The sequence below is a fragment of the Streptomyces noursei ATCC 11455 genome (assembly GCF_001704275.1).
GTDB classification, from domain to species: Bacteria; Actinomycetota; Actinomycetes; order Streptomycetales; family Streptomycetaceae; genus Streptomyces; species Streptomyces noursei.
In genome coordinates this window covers 690857-710034 of record NZ_CP011533.1, presented here as the reverse complement: position 1 = coordinate 710034, position 19178 = coordinate 690857, and the positions used below count along the sequence as shown (strand labels likewise).

15 protein-coding genes are annotated in these 19178 nt (G+C 69.4%); 8 read left to right on the top strand and 7 right to left on the bottom strand.

Features of this window, described 5'->3' with window-relative positions; translation table 11 throughout:
* Positions 1–346: 346 nt before the first annotated feature.
* Positions 347–1768, top strand: coding sequence for a hypothetical protein (locus SNOUR_RS03075; RefSeq protein ID WP_312635804.1), 1422 nt, complete (start codon positions 347–349; stop codon positions 1766–1768).
* A gap of 146 nt (positions 1769–1914) precedes the next feature.
* Here SNOUR_RS03075 and SNOUR_RS03070 read toward each other — a convergent pair whose 3' ends face one another.
* Positions 1915–3945, bottom strand: coding sequence for a flavin monoamine oxidase family protein (locus tag SNOUR_RS03070; RefSeq protein ID WP_067343616.1), 2031 nt, complete (start codon positions 3943–3945; stop codon positions 1915–1917).
* A 348-nt stretch (positions 3946–4293) separates the two neighbouring features.
* On the opposite strand from SNOUR_RS03070, the gene SNOUR_RS03065 reads away from it, so the two are divergent.
* From SNOUR_RS03065 to SNOUR_RS03040, 6 genes are all read left to right on the top strand, one after another.
* Complete coding sequence (locus SNOUR_RS03065; protein ID WP_067343615.1) at positions 4294–5451, top strand: ferritin-like domain-containing protein; 1158 nt, start codon at positions 4294–4296, stop codon at positions 5449–5451.
* Positions 5452–6637: 1186 nt separating this feature from the next.
* Entirely contained in the window at positions 6638–8020 is a 1383-nt protein-coding gene (locus SNOUR_RS03060) for a sensor histidine kinase (RefSeq protein WP_067357624.1), read from the top strand.
* Between the two features lie 50 nt (positions 8021–8070).
* The gene (locus SNOUR_RS03055) at positions 8071–8457 is read left to right on the top strand and encodes a roadblock/LC7 domain-containing protein (RefSeq protein WP_039629233.1); all 387 of its coding nucleotides are present in this window, start codon (positions 8071–8073) and stop codon (positions 8455–8457) included.
* Positions 8454–8825: a DUF742 domain-containing protein gene (locus SNOUR_RS03050; protein ID WP_067343613.1), complete on the top strand. Its 372-nt coding sequence runs from the start codon at positions 8454–8456 to the stop codon at positions 8823–8825. Before SNOUR_RS03055 ends, SNOUR_RS03050 begins: the two co-directional genes overlap by 4 nt.
* A complete protein-coding gene (locus SNOUR_RS03045; RefSeq protein WP_067343611.1) occupies positions 8806–9429 on the top strand; it encodes a GTP-binding protein in 624 nt (207 codons plus the stop codon). Before SNOUR_RS03050 ends, SNOUR_RS03045 begins: the two co-directional genes overlap by 20 nt.
* The gene (locus SNOUR_RS03040) at positions 9426–10892 is read left to right on the top strand and encodes a cytochrome P450 (RefSeq protein ID WP_067343610.1); all 1467 of its coding nucleotides are present in this window, start codon (positions 9426–9428) and stop codon (positions 10890–10892) included. Before SNOUR_RS03045 ends, SNOUR_RS03040 begins: the two co-directional genes overlap by 4 nt.
* Positions 10893–11064: 172 nt before the next feature.
* On the opposite strand, the gene SNOUR_RS03035 is transcribed toward SNOUR_RS03040, so the two are convergent.
* Complete coding sequence (locus SNOUR_RS03035; RefSeq protein ID WP_067343608.1) at positions 11065–12033, bottom strand: terpene synthase family protein; 969 nt, start codon at positions 12031–12033, stop codon at positions 11065–11067.
* A gap of 692 nt (positions 12034–12725) precedes the next feature.
* Positions 12726–13637: a LysR family transcriptional regulator gene (locus tag SNOUR_RS03030; RefSeq protein ID WP_067343606.1), complete on the bottom strand. Its 912-nt coding sequence runs from the start codon at positions 13635–13637 to the stop codon at positions 12726–12728.
* A gap of 147 nt (positions 13638–13784) precedes the next feature.
* Between SNOUR_RS03030 and SNOUR_RS03025 the strand changes: the two genes are divergently transcribed.
* Positions 13785–14840, top strand: a complete 1056-nt coding sequence (locus SNOUR_RS03025; protein ID WP_067343605.1) for a YncE family protein — start codon at positions 13785–13787, stop codon at positions 14838–14840.
* A 46-nt stretch (positions 14841–14886) separates the two neighbouring features.
* Here the strand turns inward: SNOUR_RS03025 and SNOUR_RS03020 are convergent, their stop codons facing one another.
* The 4 genes from SNOUR_RS03020 to SNOUR_RS03005 form a co-directional block, all read right to left on the bottom strand.
* On the bottom strand, positions 14887–15111 hold the full coding sequence (locus SNOUR_RS03020) for a DivIVA domain-containing protein (RefSeq protein ID WP_067343603.1): 225 nt from the start codon (positions 15109–15111) through the stop codon (positions 14887–14889).
* 220 nt (positions 15112–15331) lie between these two features.
* Positions 15332–16393 carry a S53 family peptidase gene (locus tag SNOUR_RS03015; RefSeq protein ID WP_376738578.1) on the bottom strand — a complete coding sequence of 354 codons (1062 nt, stop codon included), beginning with the start codon at positions 16391–16393 and terminating at the stop codon, positions 15332–15334.
* 623 nt (positions 16394–17016) lie between these two features.
* Positions 17017–18006 carry an esterase/lipase family protein gene (locus SNOUR_RS03010; RefSeq protein ID WP_099055645.1) on the bottom strand — a complete coding sequence of 330 codons (990 nt, stop codon included), beginning with the start codon at positions 18004–18006 and terminating at the stop codon, positions 17017–17019.
* A 195-nt stretch (positions 18007–18201) separates the two neighbouring features.
* Positions 18202–19002, bottom strand: a complete 801-nt coding sequence (locus SNOUR_RS03005; RefSeq protein ID WP_174717834.1) for a GNAT family N-acetyltransferase — start codon at positions 19000–19002, stop codon at positions 18202–18204.
* Between the last annotated feature and the right edge of the window lie 176 nt (positions 19003–19178).

The following is a 19178-nucleotide window of genomic DNA, read 5'->3' as shown; positions in this document are numbered from 1 at the left end:
CGCCGCGGCGAAGTGAACCGGCCAGGCACTGGCGGGGAATTGCCGTAGTTCCTCCCTGATGTGATCCAGATCATCACCATGTGGCCCGCTATTCGGCGCTGCGTGCCGGTAGCGCATGGCACGATCATGCCGATCATTACCCATGGGTAATCGTCCGGCCGGAGATGTGCTTCCGCCCTACGGCCGCCCCCACATCACGCCCCCTGAGGAACCAACTGTGCGTCATCCCCTGAGGTATGCCGTTCTGCCGGCGCTGACCGCCGCGTCCCTGCTCGTCGTCACCGGGTGCGCGGCGGGGCCCTCGTCCGGCACCTCCGCCGCCGGGAAGAGCGGCGCCGACGAATCGATGTCCAATGTCAAGGACACGGACGCGGACGCGCCACTGGCCGTCGCCCCGGCGCCCACCGGGGCGGGCACCCCCAGCGCCGTCGCGACGCCGTCCGCGGGCCACCGCCCCGCGGCGAAGTCGGCACTGCGGATCGTCGAGTTCGACGGGCGCAGCGGCCGGGCCGTCCTCGCCGGGCCGACCGTCGGCACCCCGTCGAAGGACAAGTCCGGCAAGGGTGACCACGCGCGCAAGGAGGGCCGGCCCGACAAGGGCGGTCACGGCGACAGCGGCGACAAGGGCGGCAACGGAGGCCAGGGGCACGAAGGGGGCAAGGACTCAACGGGCAAGCGCCCGGCCGCCGTTGCCGTCGGGGACGTCTTCGCCAGCGCACCCGCTCCGGGCGCGCCGCACGGAACCTTGGCCAAGGTCACCGAAGTCGTCGGTACGACCCCGCGGGGCACCGAGGTGAAGACCGCGCCGGCGACGCTGGGCGCGCTGCTGGGCGGTTCCACGGCCAACGGGCGGGTGCCCGTCGACCCCGCCACGGTGAAGGTCGAGCCGCTCGCCCCCAAGGTGGCGGTCTCCTGGGCGAAGACCGGCAGCTTGCACTTCGGGCCCGAGGGGGCGCAACTGCCGCTGGGCAGCCTGCGGGTGGACGTCAACGCCGCGCTGCCCACCCTCAAGACGCGGGCCGGTTCCGTCGACGCCTCGGCCTCGGGCTTCGTCCAGCTCGCACCCCAGGTCGAGTTCTCCTACGACGGCAAGGGCAACACCACCGGCACACCGGGGACCGCGTCGGTGAGCCTGGCGGGCGACTGGTCCTCGCAGTGGGAGCTCAAGGGCCAGGCGGCGGCGTCCACTTCGGACGGCGCGCCGCTGCGGGTGCCGTTCGCCAAGTTGCACGCCGACCCCGTCATCCAGGTCGGTGTGGTGCCGGTCGTGGTCAACCTCGACCTCACCTGCTACCTCCAGGTCGATGCGGACGGAAAGGTCAGCGTCGACGTCAAGCAGGACGTGAAGGGCGACTTCCGGGTCGGCGGCTCGTACAGCCGGGCCAAGGGCTGGACGCCCATAGCCCGCGCCGACCTGCGCGGCACCCCGGTGACCGCCACCGCGACGGCCGCCGGACGCGTGAAGGCCACGCTCGGCGCGGAGGCCAGCGTCGGCCTCTACGGCAGCGTCGGCATCACCGGCACCCTTGCCCCGTACCTGCGCGCCGAGGTCGACGGCACGGCCACCGGCGCCTCGAACGGCACGGGCGCACTCGTCGGCAAGTGGGCCGCGTACGGCGGAGTGGACCTGTCCGGCGCGCTCCGGGCGCACCTCGACATCTTCGGCACGCCCGTCTTCGAGCGGAGCATTCCGCTCGGTCCGCTCAACCACGAGTGGCGGCTCGCCGGCGGAGAGGGCGCGGTGCGCACGCCCGCGAAGCGTCCCTGAGTGACCGCCGTCCCGGGCCTCGACCGACCGCGGGACGGCACGGGCACCACGAAGTCCCTCGCGTCGCGGGACCGACTTGTCCAGCAGGGCCGCGCCTGTGCCGCCCTGCTGGACAAGCGCACCGCATCCGGTCCCCGTGCCCCGCGTCAGCCCGTGTGGACCGTCAGCGCCGCCCGGACGGCGGACTCCAACGCGCCCTCGATCCAGGCGGGTTTGATGGACGTGTGGTCCCCCGCGAAGTGCAGCGGCCCTTCGGACGTGGGGACGTCGGGGAAGAGCTCGGTGTGCTGGCCGGGCAGGAGCACCGAAGCCTCACCGTAGGCGTAGTGGTCGCGCATCCACGACTGGGTCTTGCACTTGTTGGTGAAGAACACCTCGCACCGGCGGCCGAAGACGGCCTGCACCCCGGCCAGCGCACGCAGATACCGCTCGTCGTCGGCGAAGGAATCCCACTTGAGGGCGTCGTCGGACCAGCTGTAGGAGGCGAGCACGATCCCGCCGTCGCAGCCCTCCATGGGGTGCGCGTGCTCGAAGTACATGAAGCGGTTGGCGTTGTCGCTGACGTTGCCGCCGCCACGGACATGCGCGGCGTCCGGGTCGCCACCCGCGACGGGCCGGAAGGCGGCGAAGGACTTCTTGAGTTCGTCGGGGAGCGTCACCCCCAGCTTCTTCACGGACTCGTGCGCACCGAGGTACGCGCCGTCGTCGACCGCGCCCGCCCGGTACTTGTCGTACAGCTTGTCCTCGATGGAGTTCAACGCCTCCTTCCACTGCGCCTCGGTGAACTCCCACCAGCGCTGGGAGAACTCCAACAGCACCTTGGTCGCGGCGTCGTAGTGCAGTTCCGTGATCGCCCGGCGCTTTCCGTAGGAGAGCGGAGGCTCGAAGGTCACGTGGCGCAGCCCGGAGAACGGGACGGTGATGATCGCCTCGTCGCCCTCGAACACCTCGGTGACGCCGCCCTTGCCGGTCTGGGAGTCCTCGGAAACGGTGTGCACCCTGACCTTGCCGGCGCGGCGTTCGATGCGTACGGCACGCCGGTCGAGCCGCACCTTCCCCTTCACCGGCTTGTACAGTGCGTCGGCGAGCAGCGCCGTGCCGCCCTTGATCTCCCAGAACGTGGTCTTGGGGTCGATCAGCGCGCTGGACAGGAAGCTGTGCGTGAAGGACAGATGCAGCCGTGAGGTCAGGTTCTGGATGGTGCCGATGAGGTCGATGGTCCTGGTGTCGAGCCTGGCGACCTCCGTCAGATACCGGTACATGGACCAGTGGCCGTACTTCTTGAGGACCTTGGCCCACCCCTTGACCAGGGCCGTCCCCTCCTTGCCCCGGATGAGGCGGTGCGCGGGTTCCAGGGCCTGCGCGAGGATGGCGGCCGCGGTCCTGGTGCGGTTGGGGCCGGTGACACCGAACGTGTCGTTGATCTTCGCGGGGTTCTTCTCGTAGTCGGCGCGGCGCATGTGGACGCCATTGACGTGGATCCAGGCGCGGTTGGCCTGCTTCTTCGGGTCGTCGACCGCCACGTCCACCAGGTAGAACTCCTGGAGCTCAAGGCCGAGCTTCTTGATCAGCGCCATCAGCAGCGGGTGGCTCCCGGGCAGCCGCATGGCCCCGGCCTCGGCGTACTGTCCGGGGTCGGCGAACGGCTGCTCGCCCTCCTCGTGGCCGCCCTTGCGGAACGTCTTGATGCGGCCGCCGACGCGGTTGCCGTTGGCCTCGATCACGACGACGTCATGGCCCGCCCGGTTGAGCAGGTCGGCGGCGAGCAGACCGGCCGGCCCGGCCCCGACGACCAACACCCGCTTCGTCGCCCTGCCCCTGCGGGCGGGCAGGCCGTTCTCGACGGCCTTCAGATAGGTCGGCACGAGCGGTCTGTCGTGCTCGTCGTAGACGGCGATGGCACGGGCGACCGTGGTGTACGCCGTGGGATCGGTGCCGGGCGGCGCCGCGGCGGGCGCCGTCAAGGGTGCGACGGCAGGGCTCAGCGCGGTCGCGGGCGCGACGGAGGCGCCGGTGAGGCCGGCGGCGAGCGCGGAGGCGCCGGTCGCCGTGACCACGGTGCGGCGCGAGAGGTGCGCGCCGGGCGGCCGAGGCGAGGGGGGCGAGGCGGGCGAAGCGTCCGATGCGAGTTGTTCCCCGCTCGATACGCCGGTGTTCTTCGTGCTCGGATTGGTCACGCTCGGAGTGCTCCTATCGTGTGAATTGATCGCTCATCACACTTGGCTCAGGAGAGCCGTGGGGCCACTGCGTTCACACGAACGGGGACGCCAAACCACCCACACGGCTACATCGTGCGCTCGTCCGGTCAACGACCTTACGGACAAGGGGCGTTCGCGCCGCGGACCGTCGGGGCCCCGCCTCGGCGCCTCTCCCCGACTGGACCGACAGGGTGGTGGACGCGCTGCCCGAAGCCGTGTACCGCGGGAACCGTGATGCCTGCTGCTAACTTCGCGAACTGTTCGAGGGCCGGCGGGAACTGCGGCCTTGGCGGCCGAGGCCGGGCCACGGTGGTGAGCGGAGGCAGGATGACTGACGCACTGCAAGGGCCGGACGCGCCGACCGGCAGCCGCTTCGGACGCCGGACCTTCCTGGCCTCGGCCGCCGCCGCGGCCGCCACGCCCGTCTCCGTCGCGGGGACCGCACAGGCAACCGAACCGCCGGCGGACGGCAGGACGCCCACGCCCGGCCGCGGCTCCGTGGGACGCCTGCTCGCCGTTCCGGAACCGGACCGCGGGGTGTCCTGGATCAGGTCGGCCCTCCAGGTGGCCGTGACACTCGAACTCGCCACCATTCCGGCCTACTTGTGCGGTTGGTGGTCCGTCAAGGACCGCGACAGCGAGGCCGCCCGGCTGATCCGACGCATCGTCGGCGACGAGATGTACCACCTGGGAGCGGTGTCCAACCTGCTCGTCGCGGTGGGCGGAAGGCCGAGAATCAGCGACGCGGCACCCGTCTACCCCGGCCCGCTGCCCGGCGGGGTGCGCACCGGCGTGACCGTCTACCTGTCAGGGCTCACCAAGTCGTTCGTGCACGACGTGATGATGGCGATCGAGGCCCCCGAAGTGCCGCTCGCCCAGGGCCTGGACAACTCCCTCAGCATCGGTCTCTTCTACGGCGAACTGCAGCGGGCGTTCCGGACCGCGGCACCCGAACTGTCCACGCGGGGGCAACTGTTCCAGCACATCGGCTCGGACGTCTTGAGGCCGGTCGAGAACCTCGACGACGTCGACCGCGTGATGGAGATCATCAAGGAGCAGGGCGAGGGCACCGCCGGTTCCCCATCCGATACGTTCGAGGACGACCATCCGGCCCACTACTACGCCTTCAGCGAGATCTACCACGGTCGGCGGCTGCGCAGGACGGGGGACAGATGGGAGTACACCGGCGAGCCCGTGCCCTTCCCGGAGGCGCGCCCCATGGCCCCGGTACCGGCCGGTGGCTGGCCGAACCCCCCGGAGCCCGTGCTGGGACTTCTGCAACGCTTCGACGACATCTACTCCACCACGCTCGACTTCCTCGACCGTGCCTGGGAGACGGGCGACGACCGTGCCTTGGGAGCGGCCATCCACGCCATGCGGGGCCTGGAGGCTCCCGCCGTGGAACTGATGGAGACCGAGATCCCCGGCGGCGGAGGGACCTACGGCCCCGCCTTCCGCCCCCTTCCCGCCCGCCGAGCCACCTGACGCCCGTACCTGCCGCGAGCATTCCGCGCGTGGGGTGGGGCGCAGGGTTCATGGCCCTCGGGGCGGTGGGAGGCGCGTCCTCAGGCGGGGCGTCGGCGGTGCTGTCAATCCGATGCACGCGAAGACTGGCGCAATCCCCGTACTTTTCGACCGTCCTTCCAAGCGGCGTCGCGACTTCTTCCGCGCGGAGCGCAATAGTTGCGCGCTCCACAACAGGGTGCTCGGCCTATGTGGGTGCGGGAAAATGCCGTCTTCCTCCGGGGATTACCGTGCGCGGTTGCCGTGCGAAATCCCTGATGTTCGCGTGCCGGTGATCCTCCCGTGCCGCGGCGGTGCGCTTTTCCGGGCATTTTTCCGGTCGGGAATCATTGATCTCGGAAATTGGCCGAGTTCTTTCCCGGGGGAGTGGACGAGTCGGGCGTTTGACCCCAGGGGCGGGGGCGGGGGAGGAGTGCCGGGTTGCGCCTGGCCTCGCCATTCGTCAACCTGGCGCGTCGCGCATACCACCACGGCCCGCCGGTTCGCATCCCCGACGGCCTCTTGATGCCTTCCAGTCGGCGGCAGTTGGCGAGCTCGCCGGCCACGCTCGACCGCCGCAATGCGCTCCGACTTCGATGTCGAAGCCGACCTTGACGCGCATGTCCTCGCGTCGTCGCAGGTCAACTCCCTTCCCTTCGCCGGCGCGGCAGCGGCTTGGGTGATCTCCGATTGCATCGAATCCCCGAGTCAAACGCACATTCTAAATTTCGTACACGAGTGCAGTTGTGTGTTATACGCACTCGGGCCGCAGAAACACCTCGACCCCGCTATGCTCGCTGTCGCGCAGCGAGTTGTGGCGATTACCGCACGTCGTCGCTTGCTGTTGTGGTGCCGCCGAATCGCACAAGGGCTCGGGCGTCCTGGGACCCGGCCTCAGACGTGCGGAACGCCGCCTTGGAATGCGCTGCCACCAAGCAATTGGTGAGCGTGCTCCGACGGTCGTCGACCTTGTGCAGGTGGCCTTCTCATGGCGCCCATGAACGCCATGTACATCGCCCTGTCCATTCCCTTTAGTGCTCTGAGGATGTCGATGGTTCGTGCTGGTTCACCCCCCGGAAGTTCGGGGCCCTCTTCCGCCCCGATATGGCTGTTGCCGTCCGTACTGCTGGCCGTGTGCACGGCCGTGGCCGTGGCGCTGACGCCGTCAATGGCTCGTGCCCCGGTCGTCGTGATCGGCGTCGTGGCGACGCTGGTTGTGGCTGTCGCAGGCGGGGAGGCGGCACGCCGAGGACGTGTGCTCGACGAACTGCGCAAGCAGTACGCCAAGCGAGAGTCCGTCCTGCTCGGCCACCTCGCCCAGCAGGAAGCCGAAACCGTGCGGATGGCAAAGGAGACCCTGCCCACGGCCATGGCCCAGCTCCAGCAGGGCTCCCGTGCCGAGGACGTGCTCCGCAACGTCGTCCATGTCTCCCGCGTCAGCCCCGAGTTCGAGGCCGCCTACCGGGCAGTGCTGCGCTACGTCCTGGAGGCCGTCGAGGCCGAGGAAGACCTGCGCGACTCCGCCCAGCGGGCCTTCGTCAACATCGCTCGGCGCGTCCAGGCCATCGTCCACCAACAGGCCCAGGAACTGCGGGAGATGGAGGACAAGCACGGCCAGGACCCCGAAGTCTTCGGTGACTTGCTGCGCCTCGACCACCGCACCGCGCTGGTCGGTCGGCTCGCGGACAGCATCGCCGTACTCGGTGGGGCCCGGCCCGGCCGTCAGTGGCAGCAGACCATCCCGCTGTTCAACGTGCTCCGCGGCGCGATGTCCCGGATCATCGACTACCAGCGCGTCGATCTGCACTCCGTGGCCGAGGTCGGCATTCTCGGACGCGGTGTCGAACCGCTGATCCACGCCCTGTCCGAACTGCTGGACAACGCCACCCGTTATTCACCGCCCCAGACCCGGGTCCATCTGACCGCGACCGAGATCCAGACCGGTGTGGCCATCGAGATGGAGGACGCCGGGATCGGCCTGACCGATGAGGCCCGACTGCGCGCCGAGCGGGCCCTGGCGCAGGACTCGCCCACCGGACTCGACCTGGACGACCTGGGCGAGTCACCGCGACTCGGCCTGGCCGTGGTCGGCCGGCTGGCCCGCACCAACAACTTCAAGGTCTCCTTCCGGAGTTCCGCGTACGGCGGGGTGCGCGTGGTCCTGATCGTTCCGCCGGAGATGATCACCGCGACTCCGGTGCCCGGCGGGGCCATGGCCAAGGCCGCCGTGCTGCCGCCGCCCCGGCGCCCCGGTGGTCCGATGCGCCGCGTGGAGGGGCTCGCCGAGGAGCCCGTGCCCGCCGTCTCTCCGCGCAACGCCAACGGGCTGCCGCAGCGCAGGCGCCGTACCCGTGCCGTGATTCCGCCCCTGCGGCAGAAGCCCGTGGCCTCGACCTCCACGGAATCCGACACCTCGGTGTCAGCCGCTCCACCCCCGCAGGCCGGGTTGTGGCTGGCCGCCTTCCAGGAGGGCATCTCCGGCGAGCCCCGAGCTGAGTCCCCCGCACCTCGTCCCGACGGCCTGAGCGATAAAGAGTCCGAGCGTAACTGAGTCATTAGGTAAGGATGAGTAAGTAAGTGGTGACACAGCAGCGACTCAATATGAACTGGATGCTCGAGGGCCTGGCGTCCAGTGTTCCGCACACCCGTGACGTCGTGGTGCTGTCCTCGGACGGTTTGTGTATGGCTCAGTACGGTACGGACGAGGACACCGCGGATCGCCTCGCCGCTGCCTGTGCCGGCCTGCAGAGCCTGTCGGCGGCCATCGCCGCCGAATTCCCGCACGGCGACGGGCAGATGAAGCTGGTCGTCATCGAGGTCAACGGCGGCTTCTTCTATCTGATGGCGGCCGGTGCCGGGGCGTACCTGGCGGTACTGGCCGATGACGACGTGGACGCCGGCCTCATGGGACAGGGGATGCGGGACCTGGTCGCCCGGATCGGTCAACATCTCACAAGCCCGCCGCGGGCCGACCGGCAGGTCCCGTGAGCGACTCGAAACCGGAAAAGCACCGGAATTGGGAAGAAGGCGGTCCCGAGCGGCTCTATGTCCTAACGTCCGGCCGGAGCGCGCCATCCGAAGCAGCGCCTCTGGACATGGTCACGCTGATCGTGACCCGGCATCGGCCCACTGCGAGCATGCAGCCGGAGCAGGCCGCCATCCTCCGGATATGCGACTACCCGCTGTCGATCGCCGAGATCTCCGCATACGTCCATCTGCCGGTCAGTGTGGTCACGGTATTACTCGCGGATCTGCTGGAGAGCGGCCACGCCGAAGCCCGGGCGCCGATCCCGACGGCCTCGTTGCCCGATGTCGAACTATTGGAGGCGGTGATGCATGGACTGCAAAATCTCTGAGCCCGTCGTCGGCCCCCGGAGCGAGGACACCCTACCGGCCTCGGTCTCCACGGCGGTCAAGGTAGTGATCGTCGGTGGCTTCGGAGTGGGGAAGACCACTCTGGTCGGCTCGGTGAGCGAAATTCGCCCGCTGACCACCGAGGAGACCATGACGCAGGCCGGTGTCGGAGTGGACGACATCGTCGGAGTCGAGCGCAAGACCGAGACCACGGTGGCGATGGACTTCGGCCGGATCAGCCTCAGTACCGAACTGGTGCTGTATCTCTTCGGCACTCCGGGCCAGCAGCGCTTCTGGTTCCTGTGGAACGGCCTCTTCGAGGGCGCGCTGGGAGCCGTGGTCCTGATCGACACCCGACGCCTGGACGACAGCTTCGACGTGATCGGCCGGCTGGAGGAACGCGGCCTGCCTTTCGTCGTCGCCATCAACGCCTTCCCGGACGCCCCTGCCTACCCGATGTCGGAGCTCCGCGCGGCCATGGATCTCCCCGACGACGTTCCCATGGTCGATTGCGACGCCCGTGACCGCGCCTCCAGCCGCGATGCCCTGCTGACCCTCATGCGCTATCTGTACGCCCTCACCACCACAGCCTCGGAGCCCCGTTGACCGCCTCTGACACGAACCAGCCCAGCACGACATCCGCATCCGTACCGCCCCCGGAATGTCCCGCTCACGCCCGAGTCTGGGACACCGACGGACTGGCGCGGCTCTTCGGGCCCGAGGCGGTGAACGACGCGACGGGCTTCTACGAGCGACTGCGCGCCAAGCACGGGGCCGTGGCGCCCGTTCTGGTGGACGGCGACCTGCCGGCCTGGCTGGTCCTCGGTTATCGGGAGAACCTCGAAGTACTGCGCACGCCCACCCGCTTCAGCCACGACTCCCGTATCTGGCACTGTTTCAAGGAGAACAAGGTCGCGGCGGACTCACCGCTGATGCCGGCGCTCGCCTGGCAGCCCGTCTGCCTCTTCATGGACGGCTCGGAGCACGAGCGGCTTCGTGTCGCGCTCACCGACAGCATGACGCGATTCGACCGCCGCGGAATCCGCCGCTGCGTCACCCGATCCGCCAATCAACTGATCGACGAATTCATCGGCAGCGGACAAGCCGATCTCGTGAGCCAGTTCGCGGAGCAACTGCCGCTGCGCGTGGTGTCGCAGCTCCTCGGCATGCCCGACGAGACCGGTCCGCGACTGGTCGAGGCCACCCGGGACCTCCTCAGGGGCTCGGAGACGGCCTTCAAGAGCAACGAATACCTCGTGGCGACGCTGGACGAGCTGGTGGCTCGCAAACGCGCGGCGCCCGGTCCCGACATCACCTCGTGGTTGATCGGCCACTCGGCCGACCTCACGGACGAGGAGGTCGCACAGCATCTCCGACTCGTCGCCATCGCCGCGAACGAGAACACCACCAATCTGATCGCGAACACCCTGCGCATGGTGCTCACCGATCCCCGCTTCCGGGCCTCGCTCACGGGCGGCAGCATGACCCTGCCCGACGCCTTGGAACAAATGCTGTGGGACGAACCGCCGACCTCGGTCGCGCCGGCCCGGTGGGCCACCGGGGACACCGAACTCGCCGGCCAGTCCATCAAGGCCGGGGACATGCTCCTCCTCGGTCTGGCCGCCGGTAACGCCGATCCCGTCATCCGCCCCGATCTCTCGGTGCCCATGCACGGCAACCGTTCCCACCTCGCCTTCACCGGTGGTCCGCACGAGTGCCCCGGCCAGGAGATCGGTCGGGCCGTCGTCGACACGGGAATCGACATCCTGCTGATGCGGTTGCCCGACATCGAGCTGGCCGTTCCCGAGAGCGAGCTGAGGTGGGTGTCCCATTGGATCGCCCGCCATCTGACCTCGCTCCCGGTGAAGTTCACCCCGAGCCGGCCGGAGAGTCTCGCCACGGCGACCGGTGCATCGGCGGTCGAGGTGGACGACGCACCCGCCTCCCAGGGGACCGCCGACGGCAGCGGGGAGGCTGCACGGGATTCGCTCGCGTCGATCTCGGCCGACGAGCCCAGGGCGCACACGCCCTGGTGGAGCCGGCTGAAGGGGTGGCTGTCGGGGAAGTAGCGCGGTTACGGGAGCGCACATCGTGCGCCTCTCGAAACCCCCAGAGGCGCACGCCGGGGCACCGATGCAGGTATCAGTGTCCCGGCGTGCGCCTCTTGGTGCGTGTGCGAGGCGGCGTCCCATCAGTGGTGGGAACGGGTGCGGGACTCGGTCAGAGCCGGCTCGGCATGCGCTACGAGCAGGCGCGGTAGCGGGACGATTCGAGTGACCAGTCGTAGTTGGCGCGTATCCAGTCCTGTAGATGCCCCGCCTGGTGAACTGCCGCCGAGCGTTCACGTTCCGACAAGCTCTGGGTGCTCAGCCACTCCTCGAAGCTCTCCTTTCGATGGGTGAACCGTCGAACGCAGTCATCCAGGAGGCTGGCGACGGTGAACTGTGCCGTGCGGCGATCGCAGTGCGCTTCGTCCTGTATGACCGAGATGGCGTTGAACGGCTCCCCGACCGACTCTTCCTTGCTCGCCGACCACAGGTCGTTGACGAAGATGATCGCGTCTGCGGTGTCCGCCTCCATGCCTTGGAAGTAGGGATTCTGCGCCACCTTCTCGGGAATCTCGAAGACGCACGCGCACTCGTTGAGGTCGGCCGAAGGCGCGGCGGCGATCGTGTAGCGACGCAGACCGATCAGCTCCTTCAGCGAGATGGGGGCTCCGGCGGTCCGGATCACGATTTCCTTGAGGTTGCCCTGGAAGTATCCGCGCCAGTGTTCGGCCGATCGCGCGATCCATTCCGCCGACATGCCTTGCACACTTCGTCTGCGGATGTCCCGGAACGCGCTGATGACTGGCGCTTCGTCGCTCTCCGGTGCGGCGTCGGGATCCTCCGCGATGCCGGCGACGATCGCGATCAGTTGCGATGCGTGGGTGATGTCACAGGCGAGTGGTCCGCCGTCGAAGAGGTCGTCGAACCGGAAGAACCATCCCATCGCGTCGGCGGCGATGCGAAGGCCGCGAGCGGTTGCCTCCGGGTAGGCCCGGGCGGCCAGCTCGACCATCTTCCATTCCTTGAAGCTCTCGGCGTCGGCGTCATCCGAGATGAGGTGGTGCCGCCGAAGCCATTCTTCGTGTCCGGCGCGGATCTCTTCCAGGTGTGGATTGATGCGCGAAGGAAAGGGGATGGCGCTGCCGAAATCTTCGAGTTGCATGTGTGTCGTTGCCTTCCTTTCGCGTAGGCGCGGCCGCCGCGGTCTCGCTGGATCGCCGTCGTCCGGAGGAGTGCGCCTCAGCTGATCAGTGCAGTCGGTGTCAGCGTGAAACCGGGGACGCCAAAGGGGAATCGAGGCCCGCGTCGCCCTCGCACGCATTCCGCGGTGCGGGCGGGAGAGGCGATCGCGAGGCCGACCTCAGGGCCACTGGCGGCGGGTGGAGGGAGCGCCAGCGTGACCATCGCCACGGGTCGTCCACGGACGAGGGCGGGTGGGGCCGATCACGAGGCGGCGCGTCCAGCACTTGCGGTAAATGCGCGGTCTGCGGCACGGCAATGCTCCTCAGGGGCCTGGTAGAGCATCGGGTGAACTTGGCTGCGTGTGTCAGCTGTGGGTTCCGGCCACTTCGTCGGTCGGAACAAGAATTGCGCAACGTTGCATGGGTGTACAGGGGGCCTCCTGAATCACTGCCCGTCAGCAGTACGCGCCCACGGCGGGCGCCTGTGTATGACGGCGCCGGGTGGGGCGGGCGTGGTCCCTTGCGGCTCAGCGGGCCTTTGCCCGATTCCTGGCACCTGCCTGATGTCTCCCCAGGCTCCGACTCCGGTCACGATGGGTCATGTGGCCGGAAACCTCCACCAGAAGAGCCAAAAGGGGGCGTCCTGCCTGTCGGTGGCGCGGCGGCGTGCTCCTCAAGAGTCGTCGTGCGCTGTCCCCGAAGGGGCCGGGACGGCTGCCGCCAGGCGGTCGCGGAACCAACGATGGCCCGGATCGGCGGAGTTGCGCGGGTGCCAGGCCATTCCGAGGTCGAGGGGTGCCACGTCGAGGGGGAGGGGGAAGGTACGCAGTCCCAGTGCGGCGATGGCGTCCGGGAGCCAGTCGGCCAGGGTGAGGGCGACGAGGTCGGTGTCCCGGGCGAGGATCATCGCGCTGGTGTGACTGGGGACGACGACCGCGATCCGGCGCCGCAGCCCGAGTTCCGCGAGTGCCAGGTCGATCGGCCCGCGGCGTTTGCCGAGCCGGGAGATGCCGATGTGGCCGGCTTCGGCGAAACGGCGGGCGTCGATCGGCCGGTCGAAGAGGGGATGATCGCTGCGGGCCACGCCGAGCAGCGCGATCTTGGTGAGCGGTCGGGTTTGGATCTCCGGGTCGAGGTGCCCGAGGACGCCCAGTTCGACATCCACCCAGCCCTGCCGCAGGGCGGGGCCGCCCTCCACCGCCTCCGGCAGGAAGACCACGTCCACGTGTGGGGCTTCGGTGTGGATCCGGTCGGTCAGGGTGCCGGCCAGCCCCGCCAGGAGCAGGTCGGTGGCCTGCACGGTGAAGGTCCGTTGGAGCTGCGCGGGATCGAAGCCGGCCCCGGGGCGCAGGACGTTGTCGCAGTTGCGCAGCAACGCGCCGACCTCCTCCCGGAGTTCCAGGGCTCGCGGGGTGGGGGCCATCTGCTGGCCCGCACGGACCAACAGGGGGTCGCCGACGGCACGGCGGAGACGTGCCAGCGTCCGACTGGCCGCCGCGGGGGAGGTGCCCAGTCGCTCCGCGGCACGGGTGACGCTGTTCTCCTGGAGCAGGGCGTCCAGGGCGCGTAGCAGATTGAGGTCCATCGATGCTCCTGAGCTGCGCTTTTACGCCTGAGGCAATGATGTGATGCCGATCTTTGCATTGCCGCGGAATCTTGGGGCGCGGAGAGTGGAGATGTCCGCGGATCCGCGTGACATGACATCACCTTCGCCACGTCCTAGGAGTACGTTGTGCAACAGTCCCCCCGCGCCGGTCGGGAAGGCGATGTGCTGGCCGTGGTCAGCCAGAGCGGGCCGACGGTGTCGTTCTTCGACGCCGCCTCGGACCGACACCTCGACACATTGGAAGTCCCCGCCGAGCCGCACGAGCTGTGTTTCGACCCGACGCAGCGACTGCTGTGGTGCACCACGACCTACCACTCGGGCTACTACCACGACAACAGCGGCCGACGCACCGAGGTGGTCGTCATCGATCCCGACACGCGGAGCGTCGTCGAGGTCGTCGACCTCGCCCCCGAACACGGCCCGCACGGACTGGCGTTGGACACCGAACGCCACCGCCTCTACGTCAGCGTGGAGGGCTCCGCGGACCGCCCCGGCGGCGTCGTGGTGATCGACACGCGGACACGTCGTCCCACGGGCAGGATCGACACCGACGCGCCCGGCCCGCACTGGTTCGCCGTCGACCCGACGGGAAGGACGGGTTACGCCACCAACAAGGAGGCGCCGTTCGTCTCGGTCGTCAACCTCGAACGGGGAGTCCTCGCCGCGAAGGTCGAGGTGCCGGGGAGCGAGGGACTGGCCCTGTCCGTCGACGGTGCCCACGTCTTCGTGGCCTCGCCCTACGCCGGTCGCTTCTTCAGCGCTGCCGAGGAGCGGACGGCCACGGGAATCCGGGTCATCGACGCCCGCACGGCCTCCGTCGTCGACACGCTGCCCATGGGGAACGTCGTCCTGCCGCTGCACATGACGTCGACGGGCAAGCTGCTCGCCGGCGAGGCACACATGGAACCCGACCCGGACTCCGGACTCGGGCGCCAGGCACCGGGTCGCCTCAAGGTGTTCTCCGCCGACACCCGCAAGGAACTGGGCGAGGTCGAGGTGGGGCTCCTGCCGCTGACGATCACGTCGTCGCCCGATGGCCGGCTCGCCTATGTGGCGGGCGTCGTCTCCTCCACCGTCGACATCGTCGACCTGGAAACGCTGGAGTGCCTGGCCCGGCTGGACATCGCCAAGCTCGGCGCCCCCGGCGCGCACGGCCTGGCGTACATCCCGCGTCCGGCCTGATCCTGGTGCTGGGCGCCGCCCCTGCCGGCCACCGGCTCGGCGACGACTATTCTCCGGCTGTGCTGCGGGCCCGCAGCTCCTCGATGCGGGCGTCGACCTGCCCCCGGTCGTAACCCCGCCGCACCAGGTCGAACGCCGGCGGCCCGGCCGGCGGCGCGGCCTGGGACAGCCGCTCGATGTACGCGTCGACCTGTCCGCGGTCGTAGCCCCGCCGCACCAGAGCGAATCCGAAACCGCCGTCCGACTCCCTCGCCTTGCGTGAGAACACCATGTGCAACCCCCGTGCTTCTGTCATCTCCGCAACCGACGGAAAGAAAAGTACTCCTGCGCACTGACACTCGGGCACGGCGGTCGGCGCTCACCGATCCGCGCCACAGTCCGGCGCCTCGAAAGGCCGCCGGACTGTGGCTGTCGGTGGGATGGCAGTCGGCTACGCGAGGGCCTGCCGCGTCACTGGTCGCCCACGATGTCCCGCGCCGACTCGTGCCACCTCACTTGGTGAAGGCCGCGGTGCCGTTCGGGGTGCCGAGGCCGGTCGGGCCGTCGTAGCCGTCGCCGGCGGTGCAGAGGTACGACGGGGAGCAGGAGCCGTTGGCGCCGTTGGTGACGTCGTTCAGCGCGGAGGTGTGGGTGTACGGGTAGGAGGCGGGGGTGTCGCTCGCGCCCGGGGTGCCCGCGAGGGCGTAGACGCCGGCGATGAAGGGGGCCGAGGCGCTGGTGCCGCCGTAGACGTTCCAGCCGCTGGCCTGGTAGGTGTCGTAGACCGCGAGGCCGGTGGCCGGGTCGGCGACCGAGGCGACGTCCGCGACGGTGCGGTTGGCGCACCCGGAGTCCTGCTGCCAGGCAGGTTTGTTGTCGTACTGGGAACAGCCGGAGCCGGCGCCCTCGCCACCCGCACTGGTGCCCCAGACCGACTCGCTCCAGCCGCGGGCACTGCTGTCCTGCTGGAGTGAGGTGCCGCCGACCGCGGTGACGTACTGCGAGGCCGCCGGGTACTCGACGCCGTAGCCGCTGTCACCGGAGCTGACGGTGATGGCGACGCCCGGGTGGTTGAAGTACTGCTCGTCGGAGGTGGGGTCGGTGGAGTCCTCGGGACCGCCGTAGCTGTTGGAGACGAACTTGGCGCCCATGGCGACGGCGCGGTTCACCGCCGTCCCCAGGTCGTCCATGCTGGCGCTGTTCGCCTCGACCAGCAGGATGTGGCACTGCGGGCAGGCGGCGCTGACCATGTCGACGTCGAGGGATATCTCACCGGCCCAACCCGAGTCCGGCGCCGGGTAGTTGCTGCCGCCGTTCTGGTCCACCTTCTGGAAGCACCCGTTGGCGGTGGTGCATTCGGGCAGGCCGTACTGGGAGCGGTACGTCGCCAGGTCCTGCTCGGCATTGGGGTCGTCGTTGGCGTCGATGATCGCCACCGTCTGGCCTGAGCCGCCCGACTGGGGCAGATTGTACGCGCTCTGCAGGTCGCTGGGGCCGTAGCCGGAGGGGGCGGCGTGCGGCCGGAGGGACAGCTGCTGTTTGACGTCCGTGCGGGCCACCGCGTTGCAGGCCATGTAGCCGGGCTCCGACGGGTGCGCACACAGCCGGTGGGTGTGGACGTGCGCGCGGGCCGCGGATGCGGTGAGGGACGCGTGGGTCGTGGGCGCCGCCGGTGCGGCGCTGGACGGGCTGGCGGCGATCACGCCGCCGATGACGAGGGTTGCCGCCGACAGCAGGGCCGGGACGCCGCGGCGCGCCAGCCCTCTCGTGCGATCGGATCTGCCCTTTCGTAGCGAACGCAAGGGATCGACCTCCGTGGGGGAAGGATCCGGTGAACGGCTCTCCCGGGGTGGCATGCACGTCATGTGCCGCGCACACGTGTGTCCTGTCAAGAGCATGACATTTCACTGGCTGTGCGCGGACGTGATGTCCCGTCAGGGGCCTTCTGCCGGTGATGAGTTGCGCACGTGCACTCAGTCGTGCCACCCCGTTGAGTGGTGGCTCCATTGAAAAGTAGTGAACCCTGCGTCAAGGAGACACCGGGCTACGGCAAAGGCTTTCCCTGGGTCCGCGGTACGACCTTGCCGAGACGGCCGTCGCCGGCCGCACCTCCCCCCTGCTTGTGCACGGCGCAGGGCGGCGCTCCCCTCCCCGGAGGCGCCGCCTCAAGTCCGCCGTCCTGTCGTCCGGTCGGAGCTCAGCTCAGGGCGGAGACACAGGTGGTGGGGATGGCGTGTGCCGGGTCGAGCGCGTTGGCGGTCTCGTGGAAGGCGATCCGGTCGATCAGACCGATGCTCGCGTGCATGGAGACGTCGACCGGGCACAGGTGCTGGATCAGAATGTTGTGGACACGGGGGCCGTGCAGGAACTCCGAGCCGAGGGGCGTGACGACCTCGTCGTACTTGGTGGCGATGACGGTGTAGTGGATACCGGGAAGGGTGTCGCCGCCGGCGTTCAGGCGACGCAGCAGCGGGGAGCCGGCCTTCTGCTGGATCAGCCCCGGGGTGAGCGTGTGCAGGGTCTGCTTGATCGGGGCGATGTCCACCAGTGTGGCCAGGCCGTGCAGGTCGGTGCCGTGGTTGTCGGGGGCCAGTCCGACCAGTGTGTGCACCTTGTGGCGCCCGCCGTGGAACTTCATGTACACCCGCGGCATCATGCCGCCCTGCGACTGGCCGACGATGTCGACCTTCCGCGAGTCCGTTGCGGCCCGCACCCGGTCGACGAATGCGGCGAGCTGCCTGGCCGAGTCGTCGATCGGTCCGAGCCCGCCGACGAGGGGGAGGCCGGGCAACTGGCCGTACGTCAGGGAGAAGACGCAGTAGCCGCGGGCCACCAAGTAGGGCGCCAGGCCCAGCCAGTTGTCGACGGCGTTGGCGAGGGTGCCGTGGACGAGGACGACCGGGCGGGGGTGCCGGGCGGAGGGCCGGCAGGAGAAGTCGTTCCAGCCACTGCTGGCGGGGGCCGCCCACGGCGCGTGGCGCGGGGTGCCTGTGGCGGATGACTTGAGGAGGGGCAGCCCCAACGGCCCGCGGGGGGCGGAGGAGAAGGACGCCGGGAGGGGCAACCCGAGTGGTTTGCCGGGAAGCGCGGTGGCCGGCGGGTGGGCGGCGACGGGCGAGGTGCTGAGACCGGCGGCCAGGGCGACCGCAGGCAGGGTGGTGAGCAGTCGCGACCAACGCAGCTTCATACGGTGCTCCTTGCGGGGTGAGCGGACTCCGAAGTGATCCGTGAGCCGTTCGCCTGGGATTCGGATCGCAAGGGCCAACGTGGTGACTGAGAGATAGGTTACGGCCGGTAATCATTCTGTACCAATGCGGTTACGGCGAACGGAGCCGCTCCCAGGCAGGGCCCGGCGGATGGGGCAGGGACCCGCGGCGTCGGATCAGGCTTTCAGGCCGTAGAAGTGGATCGGCGAGTTCGGTGTGAACCCGATGCGCGGGTACACGGGGGCCCCGGCGGCGGTCGCGTGCAAGGTGGCGCGGGTCAGTCCGGTGGCCCGGGCGCCCTCGTACAGTGCCTTGCGCGTGACCGCCTCGCCGTAGCCCCGGCGCTGCCACTCCGGGTCCGTCGCGACCAGCGCGACGAACAGGCGGCCTGCTGCTTCGACCGCTCCCGCGCAGGTCACCGGAACGTCGCCGCGCATGCCCAGGTAGGCGTACGCCTCGTTCTTCCACAGCGCGGATCCGGCGAGACCGTCGCGGCCCGTGGCCAAGGGGAACCCGTAGCCGCGCGAGTTGAGGTCCGCGTAGACCTGCACATGCTCATCGGTGGTCACCCGCACGAACGTCAGCTCGGGGTGGACCGGCTCGGGGAGGGGGAGCAGGTCCCCGGCCATGCCCCAACCGGGGAAGGCGTGCCGAAGCCCCGCCTGCTCCGCCGCGGTCTCCAGCGCGCGGCGAGCCCCGTCGTCGAGCAGGTCCTCGAAGAGCCAGAGGAAGCCGGGGCGCTTCTTCGTGCGCATGATGTCCGCTGCCTGGCCCAGGCGTTGTCCGAGGAGCGCCGCGTCCGCGCCCACATCCGTGAGGGTGAGGCAGTTCCAGAAGGGGAACCGACAGTCGGCCCAGCGCACGGCGATGCCCGGAAGGTCCCGCACGTCCGCGGCTTCGTCGCGGTCGAGCACCAGGGCGCGCCAGGCCACGGTGAGCTGTTCCATCGATTCGACGGACTCCACAAGATCGGTCAACGTAACCCCACAGGTCATCGAGCTTGGAGAAACCTTCACCCACTACTACACGAATCCGGCGCCACGGGGCGGTGTGTCCGGTCGTCGCGGGCCTCTCGTCGTTGACGTGCGGTCGCATCGAGGGCTGGCATGAACTCGCGGTACGCGTAGCGTCCGTTGGGTCGCCCCGGGCGGGC

Coding starts and splice junctions, on each gene's coding strand:
- SNOUR_RS03075 (WP_312635804.1), top strand. CDS start 347: ATGTCCAATGTCAAGGACACGGACGCGGACGCGCCACTGGCCGTCGCC.
- SNOUR_RS03065 (WP_067343615.1), top strand. CDS start 4,294: ATGACTGACGCACTGCAAGGGCCGGACGCGCCGACCGGCAGCCGCTTC.
- SNOUR_RS03060 (WP_067357624.1), top strand. CDS start 6,638: ATGGCTCGTGCCCCGGTCGTCGTGATCGGCGTCGTGGCGACGCTGGTT.
- SNOUR_RS03055 (WP_039629233.1), top strand. CDS start 8,071: ATGAACTGGATGCTCGAGGGCCTGGCGTCCAGTGTTCCGCACACCCGT.
- SNOUR_RS03045 (WP_067343611.1), top strand. CDS start 8,806: ATGGACTGCAAAATCTCTGAGCCCGTCGTCGGCCCCCGGAGCGAGGAC.
- SNOUR_RS03035 (WP_067343608.1), bottom strand. CDS start 12,033: ATGCAACTCGAAGATTTCGGCAGCGCCATCCCCTTTCCTTCGCGCATC.
- SNOUR_RS03030 (WP_067343606.1), bottom strand. CDS start 13,637: ATGGACCTCAATCTGCTACGCGCCCTGGACGCCCTGCTCCAGGAGAAC.
- SNOUR_RS03020 (WP_067343603.1), bottom strand. CDS start 15,111: ATGGTGTTCTCACGCAAGGCGAGGGAGTCGGACGGCGGTTTCGGATTC.
- SNOUR_RS03015 (WP_376738578.1), bottom strand. CDS start 16,393: ATGGCCTGCAACGCGGTGGCCCGCACGGACGTCAAACAGCAGCTGTCC.
- SNOUR_RS03010 (WP_099055645.1), bottom strand. CDS start 18,006: ATGAAGCTGCGTTGGTCGCGACTGCTCACCACCCTGCCTGCGGTCGCC.